Source organism: Okeania sp. SIO2B3 (assembly GCF_010672525.1).
Classification (GTDB): Bacteria; Cyanobacteriota; Cyanobacteriia; order Cyanobacteriales; family Microcoleaceae; genus Okeania.
The window spans coordinates 128,795-146,128 of the sequence record NZ_JAAHGH010000005.1; the positions used below are offsets into that span (position 1 = coordinate 128,795).

The 17,334-nt window shown below is 33.1% G+C and carries 12 protein-coding genes; 8 read left to right on the forward strand and 4 right to left on the reverse strand.

Annotated features, from left to right (window positions below; all coding sequences use genetic code 11):
- Positions 1-232: 232 nt before the first annotated feature.
- From F6K15_RS06260 to F6K15_RS06270, 3 genes are all read left to right on the forward strand, one after another.
- Positions 233-472, forward strand: a complete 240-nt coding sequence (locus tag F6K15_RS06260) for a hypothetical protein (RefSeq protein WP_293058448.1) — start codon at positions 233-235, stop codon at positions 470-472.
- Positions 456-1,463 carry a transposase gene (locus F6K15_RS06265; protein WP_293058451.1) on the forward strand — a complete coding sequence of 336 codons (1,008 nt, stop codon included), beginning with the start codon at positions 456-458 and terminating at the stop codon, positions 1,461-1,463. Before F6K15_RS06260 ends, F6K15_RS06265 begins: the two co-directional genes overlap by 17 nt.
- Before the next feature lie 93 nt (positions 1,464-1,556).
- Positions 1,557-1,730: a hypothetical protein gene (locus F6K15_RS06270; RefSeq protein ID WP_293058454.1), complete on the forward strand. Its 174-nt coding sequence runs from the start codon at positions 1,557-1,559 to the stop codon at positions 1,728-1,730.
- A gap of 642 nt (positions 1,731-2,372) precedes the next feature.
- On the opposite strand, the gene F6K15_RS06275 is transcribed toward F6K15_RS06270, so the two are convergent.
- Positions 2,373-4,085, reverse strand: coding sequence for a hypothetical protein (locus F6K15_RS06275; protein WP_293058456.1), 1,713 nt, complete (start codon positions 4,083-4,085; stop codon positions 2,373-2,375).
- Positions 4,086-4,430: 345 nt separating this feature from the next.
- Positions 4,431-5,060 (reverse strand): ABC transporter ATP-binding protein, encoded by a 630-nt coding sequence (locus F6K15_RS06280; protein WP_293058458.1) that lies wholly within the window; start codon positions 5,058-5,060, stop codon positions 4,431-4,433.
- 486 nt (positions 5,061-5,546) lie between these two features.
- Between F6K15_RS06280 and F6K15_RS06285 the strand changes: the two genes are divergently transcribed.
- The 5 genes from F6K15_RS06285 to F6K15_RS06305 all read left to right on the forward strand — a co-directional run bounded on the left by F6K15_RS06285 (position 5,547) and on the right by F6K15_RS06305 (position 9,848).
- The gene (locus tag F6K15_RS06285) at positions 5,547-6,554 is read left to right on the forward strand and encodes a Sll0314/Alr1548 family TPR repeat-containing protein (protein WP_293058460.1); all 1,008 of its coding nucleotides are present in this window, start codon (positions 5,547-5,549) and stop codon (positions 6,552-6,554) included.
- Between the two features lie 294 nt (positions 6,555-6,848).
- A complete protein-coding gene (locus F6K15_RS06290) occupies positions 6,849-7,301 on the forward strand; it encodes a DUF3531 family protein (RefSeq protein ID WP_293058462.1) in 453 nt (150 codons plus the stop codon).
- A 264-nt stretch (positions 7,302-7,565) separates the two neighbouring features.
- Positions 7,566-7,997, forward strand: coding sequence for an NUDIX hydrolase (locus F6K15_RS06295; RefSeq protein WP_293058464.1), 432 nt, complete (start codon positions 7,566-7,568; stop codon positions 7,995-7,997).
- Between the two features lie 505 nt (positions 7,998-8,502).
- On the forward strand, positions 8,503-9,090 hold the full coding sequence (locus F6K15_RS06300) for a tetratricopeptide repeat protein (RefSeq protein WP_293058467.1): 588 nt from the start codon (positions 8,503-8,505) through the stop codon (positions 9,088-9,090).
- 476 nt (positions 9,091-9,566) lie between these two features.
- Positions 9,567-9,848, forward strand: a complete 282-nt coding sequence (locus F6K15_RS06305) for a DUF3288 family protein (protein ID WP_293058470.1) — start codon at positions 9,567-9,569, stop codon at positions 9,846-9,848.
- Between the two features lie 232 nt (positions 9,849-10,080).
- On the opposite strand, the gene F6K15_RS06310 is transcribed toward F6K15_RS06305, so the two are convergent.
- Both F6K15_RS06310 and F6K15_RS06315 read right to left on the reverse strand, forming a co-directional pair.
- Positions 10,081-10,800, reverse strand: a complete 720-nt coding sequence (locus F6K15_RS06310) for a class I SAM-dependent methyltransferase (protein WP_293058474.1) — start codon at positions 10,798-10,800, stop codon at positions 10,081-10,083.
- An 801-nt stretch (positions 10,801-11,601) separates the two neighbouring features.
- Positions 11,602-17,304 (reverse strand): glycosyltransferase, encoded by a 5,703-nt coding sequence (locus F6K15_RS06315; RefSeq protein WP_293058476.1) that lies wholly within the window; start codon positions 17,302-17,304, stop codon positions 11,602-11,604.
- Positions 17,305-17,334: the final 30 nt, after the last annotated feature.

Here is a 17,334-nt window from a genome sequence, read left to right on the forward strand (position 1 = left end):
CTATACTTTACCTAAATAACACGGGAGCATGAAAGCCATCGTCTTTTAAGCGATGGATGAAAGGCAACTCGTCGGATTTTAATCCGATGTATTTTATTTGACCGAAAAGCCACGTTGAAGGCCCCCGTGTTTGAAGTGGGGAAATGCAAATAAGGGAGTCGTTTGGACTGGACAACTTGAGTTGCCCTCTGTTACTATGATCAACAATAACTTTTCGGTCCGCCTGTTTCCAATGTACTCTTGTCAGCAAGTTTTAGTTGCTCAAAATTCAGAATTAATTGCTATTTTAACATTCTTGTGTGAAGAGTCTCACAAGCTCACTAACATGGGAATATATTATGCCAGGCAACTATATTTTAAGTCTCAAAAAGGCATTGGCAAGTATGACTTAGAAAAGGTATACAAAAAGAACAATCACTATAAAGTTCTGCATTCGCTCTTCAGCACAACAAATATTGAGAACTGTAGCTGAATCATTTCGCTCTTATTATGGTCTAATAAAAGCCTATAGTTCAGGAAAAATATCAGACAGACCAAGGATTCCTAACTACAGAAAAAAAGGGGGAATGGCTACAGTTAGTTACCCTTCTCAAGCATTAAAACTTAAAGATAATCTTCTTAGAGTACCACTAGGGAATACCTGTAAACGCTGGTTTGGAGTAGATAGCTTTTTAATTCCAATGCCTAGTAATCTCGCATTTTCTACTCTCAAAGAGCTGAGAATATTACCGAGAAATAGATGCTTTACCCAAGAATTTGTCTATGAAAAAGAAGCAGTAGTTAAGCCTCAATTAAATCAAGAAAATGTATTAGGAATTGACCATGGTGTCAATAATTGGTTGACCTGTGTATCTAATGTAGGTACAAGCTTAATTATAGATGGTAAACACCCACCCCTATCCCCTCCCGGGAGGGGAACTAAAGGGGTGGGTTGGTACAACAAACAGATATCAACTATTAAAGAAAATCAACCGACTGGATTTTGGTCAAATAGGCTAGCTGCCATTACAGAAAAGCGTAACCGCCAAATCCGTGACGGTATTAATAAAGCAGCCATAATAGTAATTAATCATTGTTTAAAAAATTCTATTGGTACAATAGTTTTTGGTTGGAATAAAGGTCAGAAAAATCAAATAGAATTAGGAAAGAAAAGTAATTCTGAATTTGTACCAATTCCTACAGCTAGACTCAAAGAAAGAATAGCTCAATTATGCTATGAATATGGAATAAAATTTATAGAAACAGAAGAGAGTTATACAAGTGTCGCTTCATTTTTAGATGGTGACTATCTGCCTAATTATGGTGAGAAACCCAATGATTGGAAACCGTCAGGAAAAAGAATCAAGCGTGGTTTGTATAGAACTGGTAATAATTGTTTCGTGAATGCAGATTGTAATGGGGCTGCAAATATCATCACAAAAGTAAGCCGCAAAGCTAAGTTTAAACTTAAGCCAACTGTGTAGGGGCACTTTGACTTGTCCCCAAAGAGTATATCTTTGGTCAGCTAAGAAGAAACGGAGCAACACCGATAAATCCGTGTTGCGTAGTATCTGCGCTTGTTTCCCCGTGACTTGAGTCCGGGGAGTAGTCAAGGAGTTGCTAGTGGAGATATTTCTGGTGGAGGAAGGGCAGTAATTTGGAGTCGGAGCGATCGCCCAGCTCGAATGATTGTAGAATACGCTACTAATAGTTTCCTCAAGAGTTTTACCTTTTCACGGGTTGACGCTTAACTTCTGAATTGAACCCCATACTCATAGTCAGGAGTTAGGAATTTTTGGGTCTCAAACACTATTTATCTATAACGTTATAGTTTTTCAACGCTATATATTATATTCAGGAGTTAGGAATTTTTGGGTCTCAAACACTATTTATCTATAACGTTATAGTTTTTCAACGCTATATATTATATTCAGGAGTTAGGAATTTTTGGGTCTCAAACACTATTTATCTATAACGTTATAGTTTTTCAACGCTATATATTATATTCAGGACTTAGGCATTTTTGGGTCTTAAACACTATTATCTATAACGTTATAGTTTTTGAATGCTATATATTATAGTCAGGACTTAGGCATTTTTGGGTCTTAAACACTATTATCTATAACGTTATAGTTTTTCAACGCTATATATTATATTCAGGACTTAGGCATTTTTGAGTCTCAAACACTATTTATCTATAACGTTATAGTTTTTCAACGCTATATATCATATTCAGGACTTAGGCATTTTTGAGTCTCAAACACTATTTATCTATAACGTTATAGTTTTTCAACGCTATACATAGTGTCTCTGCGTAAGTCGTGATTGTGTTTCTCCTATTTTTTAACAAGTTGAGGGATACTCGACACAGCATTAATAAGCAGTATTATTTCCTACTCTGCATTATTCCAGCCATCAATCGAAGCCATCAAAATATTAACTGCTGGATGGTCAATCAACTCCTTAAAAGCTTCCTTTCCTCCCTGTTTTAAAGCTTCAATTATTCGAGATTTCAGAGAGGGGTTTTTCTCAATTTCTTGCATTACTTCACCTACAATTATTGCATTTTCCGTAGGAGTTGCAGAATAGTCCGGTTTAGACAATTGTTGTAATAATTGTTGAATTTCTTTTGCTGCCCCAGCTAAATTTTGCTTTTGCTCTGGGGAGTAATTATATTGATTTTGAGTTGCTTTTCCTTTGCCAGTAACGCTACCTAAATTAGAATGATCAATTCTATCAATCTTAATACTGGGGTTATTTTCGTTGATCATTTTTAATCTCCTTATTTCACTATTGACAAAAATGTTAGTACCATTAATTTGATACTCAGTAGTTGTCTGTTGAACAACCTTTTCTGAATTGTTCTCCAGATATTGGATAATGTAGTCAAACTTAACTTTTATTGCTTCATATTTATTCTGCTCCTTGGCTTGATTAACTATATCTTCCAGAGTTGAAAAGATTTTCCTAAAATATTTTGTAGATACCTCTTTAATGGGAATAATGAGCTTTTCTTCACCAGATATTTCTGTTAGAGGTGGTAAGAACACTATGCAGGGAAGTTGGTCAGAAGGAATACCTAAATCTCGTGCTATTTTGTAAGATTCATTTCTATCAAATGGCTTTTTAGTAAACAGCTTGATTGGTTTAAATATTTCATGTAGTTTTGATAAAAGCAGATACTTCCAATACTTTATCAACAACTTCCAGTTAATTCCCTTTTTTTCTAATACATATATATAGCACCACTCACCAGTTAGCTCATCAAAATCTTCAAAATTTTTCATCATGTAGTCTACTATTTTGGAGTCTCCATCTGTATAGAGGAAAATTCCTTTGACTATACTATGTGAGTCATTCTTGATATTTTTATCGGTAATTATGATGTCTTCATGTAGAGTTTTGGTTGTAGGGGTAGGACCCGCACTCGTCGGCGGTGGACAGTTTTCATCTAAAACCTGGTAATACTTTTCCTCAATTATAGAGACAAAAACTTTACTGTTCTTTTCAATTAAATTTAACTCCATTAACTCAATTAAGCTTTGATATTGAGTCTTTATTGTGGCAGCAAAATTAGACTTACTATTATCTTGTAGAGGGCGGTAAATATCCTCAATTATTGTTCCATATGTTACCTTAATTACAAAGATAACACTTATCTTATTACTCTCAGCTAAATTTGATTTTACTAACTCCACTAACTGTAGGTACTGTTCCTCAATTCTCAGGACAACATTTACCTCATTCTGTGCATCTATATCTTGCTCAATTAACAATTTAGCTAATTCAATTAACTTTTTATGTACCAGCTCAACTTTAGATACAATAGATGTGTTTTCTTCAGTTGAATTTAACTCAATTAACTCAATTACTTTTTGATTGACTGCCTCAAGTATAGAAACAATGCTAGTTGTTTTTTTACTAATTAAATTTGACTCTATTAAACTAATCAGCCGTTGATATTCTCTCTTAATCCTAAAGATAAGGTATAAATACAACCTTTCAAGAAAATCATCATTTCCAAGTAATTCAACAAAATCTTGCTCATAATTTCGTGCAAGCTCTATCAATTGGTCTAATAATTCATCCAAACTATCACTACTCACAATAATTACCCCCAATTAATCCAACTTCTTAACAACCAACAACTCATTCCTTCGGTCGTCGATCACCTTAACAGCTATCTCCCGATGTTCCCCTGGTTAAAACGTTGTGCTGGTAGTACCTGCCAAATTTTCTCACACCTAATCTTCATAACTACCTTTCAATTATTTCTTGATACTATCCCAAACATTTGTCCACTGAATTCTAAATTCTTAATTCTACATTCTAAATTCTTGTAGCGATCGCCTCTTTATTGCTTTTATCTAAATTTCAGGAGACATCTATATAATAAAAAACCAGCTCAATTAACTTATAAATTCTAAATTCCCAATTCTAAATTCTGAATTCTACATTCTACATTCCAAGTTTCCTTTATTTAAAGTCCAACATTTATCTGCTATAGGTAAAAGGTCACTAGCATCATGGGTGACAACCAATAAACTCCAATGATTTTTCAATTTAGCCAATAAATTTACAAGTTGTTTTCGCATTGACCAATCTAATCCTGCAGTTGGTTCGTCTAACATTAATAGATGAGGTTGTCTAATTAGTTGTACTGCTAAAGCGAGGCGACGTTGCTGACCTCCACTTAAAGCATGAGGTGATGTACTTAATGATAGGTCCTGAAGTCCTACTTCTTCCAGAGCAGAAGATATTTGTTCTGGCCGTATTTCTGGATGGCCTAATCGTAATTCTTCGAGAATAGTAGCACCACAAAAATGTCTCTCTGGAAATTGAAATACTAAACCACCGAGTTGTTGTAGATGTTCGGAGGTTAATTTTTGGTCTCGCCAGCAAATTTCTCCTTTGGAACATTCAGCTAAACCAGCTAATATTTCTAATAATGTAGTTTTGCCGGAACCGCTACGACCGATAATTAGTCCCATTTGTTGAGGTGCTAATTCCAGGTTTATATTTTTGAGAATAGGGGTGGTACTAGCTGCTGGATGATAATGTAGGTTTTTGAGGTATAGCATTTTAAGAAGGAAGAAGGAAGAAAGAAGAAGGAAGAAGGGAGAATTTAATTTTCTGTAATAGCCTTGTTATTTTAAACATCTTTATTTATTGTTTCTACTCATAAATTTTTCTGAGTTTGGGTTAAAACATTTTCTGGATTTAGATGAAAATTGTCTAAAAATTTATATATAATCTAGCTTAGATAATAACATAGAACGTAAGCATTTAGCTATTAGCTATCAGCAATAATATCCTGTGCTTAAGAAAGGGGTTTACATGAATATAGACTTTGGAGCTGACTTTTGTAGTAAGATTTTTCGTTTCTCAATTAAGAAAGCTTTTATCACTAACTAAAAGCAATAGCTGATAGCTGATAGCTGACGGCTGTTTGCGCAGCATTCCGCAGGAAATGCTTACTATAGAACATCACACAATCTACTCTAGTAGTAAATTTCTCTATTAACAACCTAACCAGCCTAAAAATCCAATTAGTCTCAAAATAAATTATGCTAAAAATCTTATTTAATTGGTGTCAAAAAAAATCAGTATTGAAACAAATATCAGTTCTTTCTAGCGCTACTTTCATCAGTTTAAATCTATTAGTAAATCCAGCAATTGGAGACCCATTTCGCAAAAAAAATCCTATTGAAATAGGAGAAAAAACTGAAGCAGCTTTTAAAGCAATGTTTGAGGAAGGAGATTATAAACAAGCAAAAGATTATCTGAAAATAGCTGAATCAGAAGAGATAAGTGAGCCACTTGTTTATGCAATGATAGCTTCCTTACATTACTTAGATGAAAATTGGGAATCGTTAAAATTGTATGCCGAGAAAACTACTGAAGTAGCAGAAAATTTAATTACAATTAATCCAGTTCGCGGTAATATTTATGCTGCAACTGGTCAATTTTTAGAAGGTGCTTATATTATATCTACTGAAGGTACATTAAAAGGTGCTCCAAAAGCTCTGGAGAAACTTCGGAAAGCTTTGAGTCATTTTGAAACAGCAGAGAGAATAAATTCATCAGATCCAGAGTTAAATTTGCTCAAAGGATATATGGATTTAATGTTGGCTGTTAATTTACCATTTTCTGACCCGGAAAAGGCAATAAAAACATTGCAAGAAAAAGCTTATCCTCATCATTTAGCTTATCGAGGAGTGGCAGTAGCTTATCGAGATTTAGACAAACTTGAAAAAGCTTTAGAATATGTGGATAAAGTTTTGTTAGAAGTTCCAGATAATCCTGAAGTACATTACTTAAAAGCACAAATTATAGTTGCTCAAGCTCGAGATAGAGATAATGATTTATCAATGAGAAAAAAAGCTAGGGAAAACTTTGATATGGCTTTGGAAAAGTCAGATAAAATGCCAAGACGTTTGGTCGCACAAGTATTTTTTGAACAGTGTAAAAATATTAATAATATAGATGATGGTAAACGACCTTGTGACCCAATGCGAGATGCTATTAGGGATGGTTCAGGTACATGGGGACCAACAGAATTACCACTGCTTTAAAGTAGCGGTTAGCAATCAGCAATCAGCACTCAGTAGTAGCGGAGCATTCCGGTACGGAAACGCTAAAAGCTAGTTAAATTGCTAATTCAAAAGTATAAATTTTCAACTAAACTTGATTTTTTTCTATAACAACTATTGGGGGTAGTTGTGGATAAAATATCTGGGAATGAGAGAACAGAAATAAGGATTTATAGTGTTTATTTATCCTAGGAATTTTTGATAATTTATACCCAGATTACTATATTGATAAATCGTTAGAGTTACTCTAAACAAAATTAGGCATAAAAAATATTTATGGAAATACAATTTCGCGAATTTAATCCTTTTGATGTGTGGATTTGGTTAGAGTTTAGTACTGTTCCTTCAACAGCAGAAAAGCATTACATAGAGGAACTATTTGATTCCTGGTTTTTATTAGGAAAACTGGGTGGCTTTAATGCAGAAAATCTACAGGTTCAAGATGCAGGAATAGAAGTTAGTTATATGGAATATAGTCAGGATGTTGCAGGTCAAAGTATGATGGCTGTTATGCACAATATGGGAGAAGTAGAATATCAAGGGTTTTGGGGTCGTTGTTGGTTTGATTTGGGAACTAGCGATGCTTTAGCAATAGATATTTTGACTAATAGTTTTCAACGATTAGATGAGGAGTTTGTCAAAATAGAAAAGCTTATTATTGGGGGAAAAAATGAGGATTGGCCTGTGCCAGAAAATAACGATGAAATGGGTTTTTCTGATGATAATTGATAGTAATTTTCTATGTTTCTATATTGTAAAAATTAAACCTAATCAAGCTTTTTACTGACCATAAAATTAGGTTTCAAGCTTCCCATTTTCAGGGAATAAAAAGCGGTCTGCCATATCCAATCAACCAAGAGAAAGAAAATTCATTATTTTCAGCTTTCTACAGAAATAGAAGCTACTGATAACTGTTAACGCAGTTCCTCCGACAGGAGGCTAACTGATGACTGATAACTGAAATGAACCTTGATATTTATCTGAGAAAATTATATGAGTAAGAAGCATAAAATTAGGGTCTTAGTTTTGGGTTTAATTAGAGATGGCGATCGCTTGTTTATTTCTCAAGGTTACGACTCTGTAAAACAGGAAACTTTTTATCGGGTTATGGGTGGAGGTGTTGATTTTGGAGAATATAGTTATGATGCTTTACAAAGAGAGTTTCAGGAAGAGATTAAAGCTGAGTTGACTAATATTAAATATTTGGGTTGTATGGAAAACATTTTCATATTTAATGGGGAGGAAAGACATGAATTAATTCAATTATATAAATGTGATTTTGCCGATAAAAAGTTTTATGAAACAGAAGAGTTAACCTTTTGGGAGAAGGAACGAAAAAAAACGGCACTTTGGGTTTCAATAGATAGATTTAAGTCTGGAGAATTGAAAATAGTTCCAGAAAATTTTTTAGAGTATTGTGATTAGGAGAATAATTAAAATGGAGATTAATATTCCTGATTTAAGGGAAGGAAGAGGGAATCAGGAAGAAGGAAGAAGAAGTAAAGGAGAACAATTACCGAATAATTAATAATTAAATAATTAAATAATTAAACAATTAAACAATTAAGGTTAAAAACCTCCCCTTGAAAGGGGAAAAAATAAATTTTTTCCCTATTGGTCAATCTTCTCCATTTTAGGGAAAAGTAATTATCCATTATCCATTAATGAATGGAGATAGGTATTTGAAGTAAGATGAATCTAAATTTACAAGATAAAATTTTTTCAACAGGATAATAAATCTCAAAATCATACTTAATTATTATTATTAGGAATGAAGAGGGAATCAGGAATCAAGCAGTGGAAGGAAAGATGAGAACATATCAAAAGCTTAAATTTCAGACAATGGAATATTTTTCCTTCTTTCTTCTTCCTTCTTCCTTCTGCTATAAAGTAAAAAATCAAATTGCTGAAGATAAATATCTGAAGAAAGATGAACCTAAATTTACAAGATAAAAAAACTTTTCAACAGGGTAATAAATCCCCAAATTATACTCAATCAAGTCAAGTAAAAAACTATTACTCTGAGTTATGGAAATTTGAAGAAAATGATGTTAATGCCATTAATAAATTAGCAGAAAATTATTATAATCAAGGAAATTTTATAGAAGCGATCGCCGTCTGTCATAGAGTTTTAAGAAATCAACCAAATTTTGCTCCAGCTTATAAAACTTTAGGCAACATACTACAAGCACAAAATAAAGTAAATGCTGCTATTCGTGCTTATTCATTAGCGATAAAGATTAATCCAAAATTTGTTGAAGCTATTGTAAATTTGGGTAGTATGTTTTATAAAAAAGGGCAAATTGATGAAGCAATGATTACCTATAGAAAAGCAATTAATCTAGAACCTAATATGGCAGCAGCTTATTGGAATTTAGGTAAAATTTTAGAGCAAGAAGGTAGATTTTACGAGGCATTTTTTTTTCAAGAAAAAGCTTTAGAAATTCAGCCAGATTTAGTTAATAATTATCAAAAAAATAATCAAGATAGTTTGTTTAAAAAGTGGCATAGTCAATAGAATTAAATCGGGTATCCTGAAAAAGTTTTTGGCAAAGGTAGTTCAACAATTAATAATTAATAATTACCTCATAGACAAGTTAATAAATTTAATAATTCTGTGCCATCTCACATAAAATTGGTATAAAACCCAATACCTAACACCTAATTCTGTACAGTCTCAAATAATTTTGGTATTAGACATTTATAGACATTTATTATCTGTTTTTTGTCTAGAGGCCAGCTATTAATTTTTTCAAATCACTCTAGCTATTTTTCCTTTTTACTTGTTTTTTGTAAAAAAGTAATTGTTATAATAAGAGTCATTCCTTGAATGGCAAAATTAGATGTTATCTTTACTTAATTGACCGAAAAGCACTTTGATTTCTCCTGACTCCTGACTCCCCTCCTGGGAGGGGCGGGGGTGGGTTTGACTCCTAAAATAATTAAAATTAAAATCATACACGCGCTTCAGCAACACCCTTATTCCTTACTTTTATGAAATCAGAAGAACAACAGCATCCTCAATATCATAAAGACCGCGAAATAGTTAACATCCTGTTAACAGAAAAAGATACTTCTTACAACTTAGCAGAATTGGCAAGATTAAAAATTCGTTATCGAGGTTTTCCTGGTGCAAGAGATATTCAGAGAGACTTAGAAAAAGTTCTGCAAAAATGGGAATTAACAGAAGAACAATTGTATGAAAAAACCCGCGCAATTCATAGTAAAGGTGAGGCGTATAAAGGAAAAAATAACGAACAAGAAGATTGGTTTTAGATATTTTTACTATACTTATATAACTCTAATTATTAACACTAATAGGATTTTTACTTAATTCAGATGCAGATGGTTCAAGGTCGCGAAGAAAGATTTTATTGGGATATTCTGTTTTCTCAGACAAGAGATGACTCTAAACTCAGATAGTACTCCAACTGCATCACCTATTTTAATATTAATTTCTGACAAAGCTGGAATACTGAATTTGGATAAAACTATTTGATTATCAGTTTTACTGCTTCTTATAAACATGAAACTTTTGGCTTTCATGGATACTAACAAAAGTAAATCCAGCTTGTTCCATAATTTCTTCTTTTTTCCATTGCTTAATGTAATTCAAATTAAGTGTTTGTTGAGCTAATGTTTCTCCGTCTTTCTTAAAGAAATAACTTTTCTCAATGGATTCAATTTCATCGTTTTCCCCAATTTTTTCTATCTCCTGAGAATACACAATTCCTGTCGGGAGATTTTTTTGATAATTTTTATGTTCTCCCTGAATACTCAACAGTAATAACCCTTCTTGACACAGGTGTTTAGCAACATTAGTTAGTCCCTTAATATCTTGAGGAATCTCATTTGTATGATTTCCTAGGTCAGTCCGATCGCCTCGTTGATTTATTACCCAAACTCCACCACTGGAAACAGCAATATCAAAGGTTTCTTCGAGGTCCATATTATAGACATCTGCTTCTATTAATTTTCCCCATTCCCCCAATCTTTTTCTGGCAATATCGAGCATTGATGAGGTAATATCTACTCCTGTAAATTCAGCTTCAGGAGCAAGTGCTTTTAATTTTTCGGCTAATAATCCTGTTCCTACACCCAATTCAAGTATTTTTTTGCGGCCATCTTTGATGAAAGAATTGACTGCAATAGCCATTCCTTCATAGTCATAATAACCTTGGGTCATTAAAAGATCGTAATAATCAGTAATGCCAGTATATTCACTCATGGTTAATTTTCCTGAAGAAATAAATTGGGTTCTTTAGATAACTAAATTACTTTTAAGTGACCATACTATCATAATTTGAGTGAAAAACCATGATTAGTAAAATTAGGTTTTTTTGAATTACAGTAGTCTCAATTTTTTTTCTGGCATTGCATATTTACGAAATGATTTAGGAATTTTGAATGTCTGGATTTTAAATTGTTGGAGTTCCTTCTGATATTGAATTTTTGCTCGACTAGGGAGTTATAGCATTTTGAAAAAAGAATGTTACGAATAATAAGTATGATAAAAAGACTTTACAGGAGGTCTCCCTTTGACAAAAATATAGAATTTATTAGCTCAAAATTGGTCTTGAAACTATTCCCATACGACTCCTGACTTCTGACTCCTAAGAAATAGCCTAACTATTTGTAGCAAACATTTATTAAATTGGTATTATACCAAGGGTCATTTCAGTTATCAGTTATCAGTACCTCTGCAATTAAGGAGGTTACGAAAATACGGAATTCTGTTTTTTATCCCCTTAAAATGCGAGGCTTTAGGTCACATTTTTTCGGTATAAAAAAATGCTTTTGTAAGGTGAAACTTCAAGTATTAAGTAATTAATACAGGCGCAATGAAATTTTTGATAATTATTAGCCAGTTAATAGAAATCTCCAATAATCAAAAATAAAATTAATCATCGCACATAAATTCTCAATTCTTTTCCTCTACTCCCTAATCCCTATTTTCTGGAGATGTCTAATATTAATTATTCTCTTATATTTACTTCTCCCCCACTCTCCTACCTTCCTTCTTCCTTCTTCAACTATTTGCTACAAATTTTTGATAATCTTCAAGCAACCAATGTGGTAATTTACTCATATCCTGAATTTGCAATTGTCCTTGACGACAATATAACATTGCTGCTAATAAATAATTTATAGTTTTTGGTGCTTCTATTCCTTTGGCAAGTTGAACAGCTAACTGTTGTAAAAATGCTTGTTCGTTATTAGTTAATGCTTGATTTTGCATCCCGCTACTGAGTAATGCTTGATAAGCTTTACCCATTTTTCCTGAGTAAAAAGTTTCTAGTTTTTGAGGTTCTAGATTTATCCAAAAATCAGCCATTTGTTTTCTGATTTTACGCAAATCTTGAACTACAGATTCATCAGATGGATCAATATAGTAAAGATTCACACTGCCCAATAATTGATTGATAAATTTTTGCTGTGGAATGTCTAAATCATCTGCTTGATTTGCTGTTAAAGCTACATTTTTTTCTGGTTTAACTTCAGCATTTTTGACTGGAGAATATTCTGATAAATGAGGCGTTCTAGATTTAAAAGCTTTTTCTAACTTCTCTGCAACTTCTCGACTTTCAAATATCTGCTGATAATCATCTATCAACCACTTGGGTAAACGATTTTTAGCATCTCTGACTAACATTTTGCTTGGAGGAAAATATAACATTGCCCCTAAAAGTGTATTAATCGCTTTTGGATTAGTTAAACCCATACTTGTCTCAGCTAATTCTTTGAGAAATTTTTGTTCGTCTTCAGTCTGGGGTTCGTTTTGAATTCCACTTTTTAATAAAGTTTGATATGCTTGTCTAATTTTGCCTTGATAAGTAGTTTCTAATTCTTTGGGAGCTACAGTTAACCAAAAATCAGCTATTTGTTTACGAATTTGACGTAATTCTTCTATTAAAGATTGGTCAGTAGGATCGATTTCATAGAGATTCACACAACCAATTAAACGATTGATAAATTCAGAAGTTAAAGAATTTTTATTTGTAGATTCTATAGTTTTTGGCGCGTGAATATTTTGCCATTCTTGGAATAATCCTTGGAATAATTCACCTATATGTGTAGAGTAACTAAGACTGTCTAAAAATGAAGGACTTTGCTGCATTTTTTCCAGAATTTCTTGGCTTTTTTGCTGGCGAAATTCTGAGTTATTGGCAAGCTTAACAGCGAGGTTAATATATTCTGATTCACTGTTCGCTATCAGGTCTAGGATAGGCATGGTTCTTAACAATGCTGCTCCCTGTTTTTGTCTTAAAAATTCACCATCCATAACAACAGTTGGTATTCCTACTTCTAAGGGATCGACAAGGGAGTTAGACCCCGAATAAGGATAAGAATCTAAATATATATCTGCTTGTTTTAAACATTCTTTAACATCTGTACGAGTAGGAAGAGCTTTAATCAAAACTAGACGTTTTCTCTCAATTTTATATTTTGCTAATTGTTTGTGCATTCTATTTAGAAAGGCTATAGCTGGATATGTAGAACTCCAACTAGGCGCAAATGGATATAAAACTAGAATAGAATTGGGTATTTCTGCTAAAACTTTTGCCCAAGTTTCTGCTAATTCAGGAATAATTTTATAGAAGTTTGCACCAGATATAAAAATAACTGTTTCATCTGTCGCTTTCCAACTTTGGCGAGTAGGATAAACTTGTGCAGGAGTTGACGAAATTGGATAGTAATTGAAGCAAAAACCTGCATTTTCTAAAAGAGCTAATTTTTCTGTGTAATGTTGATTTGCGAATGTAATTGTTTCTGATAATTTTCCTGAAATATAGTAGTCAATATTTCTGATTCCGGTTGTGACAGGAGAAGAGAATAGAGTTGCTTGGATGCGTGCTAAACGATGGAACATTAATAAAGTTATTGGTCTGGTAATGGCGGTTATGTTAGTTCCTACAATCAAAATATCTAAGTCATCACCGCGAATAGTTTGTACTTGTTTTTGAGTATCATTTTCTAGTTTTACAACTCGGTCTACACAACTACAGCAATATTGTTCTAGAGGATGATTTGTCTGGTTATTTGTGTACAAGATAAGTTCAAATTTTTCGCGATTTAAGTGTTCAAATACTGGTAAAATCGAGTAGGTTTCAGACTGAGGTTGAAAATGTTCTTTAATAATTCCCAGACGAATTTTATTTCTATTTGGGCTTCTAGTGGGAAATTCATAATCAATTTGATTGCCTTGATTTTTCAGGACAAATTCCATAATTTTCGCCCGTAAACTATAGACTTTTTTCAAATTTAAACTAGCAAAATATATAGGAATAAAGTTAGCATTTTGTGTGAAGAGTAGTGCAATTTCTTGCCAGAGTTTTGAGCCGGGATTATTAGTAATATTATTATCTATGTACTCTAGCCATTTTTCCATATAACAAGCGTAATTATCTGCTTCTCCAATTTCTAGGAAAAGAGAAGGAGCAGAAAACATATATTTCAGATAATCATTGGCAAACCATTTAGGAATAGGAGCTTTCTCAAATTTTAGTTGTAGTCGATCGGCACGACCATATAACATTCCTGCTAATAGATACTGAAGAGCTTTTGGTTGGTTTAAACCTTGTATTAAATAGGTCTTAATTTCATCGACAAAATTTTGCTCTTCTTCAGTTAATATTTCATTTTGAATACCACAAGTTATCAGTATTTTATGTGCTTTACCTATAGAATTTCCATAAGCAGTTTCCAGATTTTCTGTTGCTAAAACGAGCCAGGAATTAGCAACTTGTTTACGCCATGTTTGCAGATTCGTTAATGTAATTATATTTTGTGGATTTTGCTTGTATTCTTGAACATCAACAGCAATCTTTTCCAGGTTATACCCTGTCTCCTCTGGAGTTTTATTACTTGTGAAAATTTTCCCAGCTTTCTTAATAGTTTCAGCATCAAACAAATCTGGATAGTAGCTAATAACTTGTGACCAATAATAATTACGATTGGAAAATGATTTAACTACTCTAGATTCGGGATGTCGCCGATAGTATAGAATAGTTTCTCGAATACCATAAAAAGGAATATTATGTCGATGACAATTGAGCCAAAATTCCCAATCTTCATAACCTGATTCTTTAATTTCTTCCTTATAGCCATTGGTTAAATTATAAATACTTTTAGCATATAAAGAAGTGCATACCAACATATTATATTTTTTGATATTCTCTACAGAATACTCATCTACTGTAATAATTTTCCTTTCTTCCGTGCCAAAAATTTCATAAGACCCGAATACTACACAAGCATGAGATTTACTAATAGCAATATCCATTAAACAACTAATAGCGTGAGAACTTAATTTATCATCAGCATCCAGAGGCAAAATATACTCTCCATTCCCATGATTTATGCCTACATTTCTAGCACTCGCGCAACCACCTCTTTCTTTTTCAACTAAACTAATTTTATGATGAGGAAAAAGTTGAATTATTTGTCGCGCAACTTCACTCGTATTATCTGGACTACCATCATTAACAATTATAATTTCCCAATTATTGTAAGTTTGGGAAACAACACTAGCTACAGCTTCTGATAAAAAATGGGCTTGTTGATAGCATGGAATTATCACAGAAACCAGTGGTTTTTGTTTTGGTAATGTACTTTTTATGACTTCTAAAGTTTCTGTCAACATTCTTTCTTCAGTAAACATTTTTTCTGCTCTTTGTTGGCAAGCTTGAGCAATGGAGTGTCGTAAATTAGGATTAAGAGTCCACTCTTGAATTGTTTCTACTAACTCTTTTACTGTAGCCTGAGAATCAATTTTTGGATCTGGTAAAAGTTTACCTGTTTCTCCCAACTCTTCTGGAATACCACTAACTGCTGAAGCAACTACTGGTAATCCTTTTGCCATTGCTTCTATAATAGCTAAAGGCATTCCTTCAAACTGAGAAGGAAAAACAAATATATCTGCAGTATCAAGTAATTCTGGAATATCGTCGCGCTCTCCCAAAACTTTAACTTTATCAGTTACTCCAAGCTGTGAAATTTCTGTCTTTAATTGACTTTCTAAACTACCACTACCAACCCAAACAAAATAAATTTGAGACCAAACATTACTTTCCTTTAAAAATTTAATAGTTTCTAACTGATACTGATATCCTTTAATAGCTTCTAAACGAGCTGAAGTAAAACAGACAACTGCGTTTTCTGGAATACCTAATTGTTGGCGAAGACGACTACGCACCTCAGCATTTATTGGAGTAAAATACTTACTAGGACGACCATTATAGATGACTTTACCAGATTGTTTTGGTAATTGAAAAAGTTCCCATAATTGATGTAAGTTTTCCTGAGAAACTGCAATTGTCTGTCGCGAATAAGCATATATTTCTGATAATTTTCCTAGGTAAGAATGGAAACGTTCAGCTAAATAGGGTGCTGCAAAATTTACCAGCACAACAAAAGGTATTTCTAGTTGAATTGCTACTTGTTTAGCTGCCAGATTTGAAAAAGGACAACAGTCACTAAAAATAATTGTATCTGGTTGAATTGTGCTTAAAAGTTGTTTAGCTTCAGCTAAATTAGTTAAGGTTTGGGAAAAATTTTTTACCGTGTCATACTCTAACCAAAAATGTTGAATACCTAATTTTTTTTGCTGTTCGGTTAAATAATTAGAAGCCCTACTTTGCACGCAACTAACTATATAACCAGATTTTATTAATTCACATAAAATTGAGTGATTACACTGCCCTACCCCATAAATACCTGGCTCATCTGTGTATAACAATATATGGAATTTTTTTTCTGTACTTAGTATAGTTTTGATAGACGGTGAATTATTAATTTCTAAAGTATTTATTGGTACAGGTATAGATATTTTTGGTTTCACTTTACGGGCTATAATGCCGTATGTTTTCCAAATTTCTTGTGTTTCGATATGAGCTATTGAAGAGCTTTTTTCTAAACCTTGTTCATTCTCAAAATACAACCCTAAAATTTCTGGCAAACGAACAAATTTTTCATTTTTACCAATCCTTAGCCAAAATTCATAATCACCCGCAACCCTAAATTCAGAACGAAAATATCCATACCTTTCATGTAGAGATTTTCTCCACATTGGTTGAGGACCAATAATACAACGTCGCTCTAATTCTTGATAGTCAAACTCCGGCCAATTCCAACATTTATCTGCTTGAGTTGTTACCCAAGAATCATTAGGAACAGTAGTAACTAATTGGTCTCCATATACTAAAGATGTCTGAGGATTATTATCCAAATAATTTGCCATAAACTCCAAAGCATCTGGTCGGTGTCGGTCATCTGTATTAGCATTAGTAATATAATTCCCCTTAGCAATTTTTATCCCACGATTCCAAGCAGCATAAATAGTCTCCCTTTCTGGAGTTCTTTGATAAATTATCTGGGGATATTTTGTTTGCCATTCTTGAGCGATCGCTCCTTCTTTCTCTTCGGATGCGCTGTCAATAATGATGATTTCTAACTTACCTTTTTTATAGAGGGTTTGATTAACTAAATCTTCCAGACAACCGCGCAGAAATTTTTCAGAATTATATGTAGAAATAATCGCTGATACTTGAGGTAAAGTTGTTGGTTTTGCTTTGCGTTGAACAGTTGCCCAAATCCAAGGTTTAACAGATTTTAGGGAAACTAAATTAAAACCAGCTTCCAGGAGCAAATCTTTTAGTTGTTCTTCAGTATAAGCATTACCAGAAAAATAATATTGTTGATCTTTCGCCCCTTCCTCGTCAAAATTTCCCAAACTTTTAGCACTGTGGTCATGTACTTGAAT

Coding starts and splice junctions, on each gene's coding strand:
- F6K15_RS06260 (WP_293058448.1), top strand. CDS start 233: ATGTACTCTTGTCAGCAAGTTTTAGTTGCTCAAAATTCAGAATTAATT.
- F6K15_RS06280 (WP_293058458.1), bottom strand. CDS start 5,060: ATGCTATACCTCAAAAACCTACATTATCATCCAGCAGCTAGTACCACC.
- F6K15_RS06285 (WP_293058460.1), top strand. CDS start 5,547: ATGCTAAAAATCTTATTTAATTGGTGTCAAAAAAAATCAGTATTGAAA.
- F6K15_RS06290 (WP_293058462.1), top strand. CDS start 6,849: ATGGAAATACAATTTCGCGAATTTAATCCTTTTGATGTGTGGATTTGG.
- F6K15_RS06295 (WP_293058464.1), top strand. CDS start 7,566: ATGAGTAAGAAGCATAAAATTAGGGTCTTAGTTTTGGGTTTAATTAGA.
- F6K15_RS06300 (WP_293058467.1), top strand. CDS start 8,503: ATGAACCTAAATTTACAAGATAAAAAAACTTTTCAACAGGGTAATAAA.
- F6K15_RS06305 (WP_293058470.1), top strand. CDS start 9,567: ATGAAATCAGAAGAACAACAGCATCCTCAATATCATAAAGACCGCGAA.
- F6K15_RS06310 (WP_293058474.1), bottom strand. CDS start 10,800: ATGAGTGAATATACTGGCATTACTGATTATTACGATCTTTTAATGACC.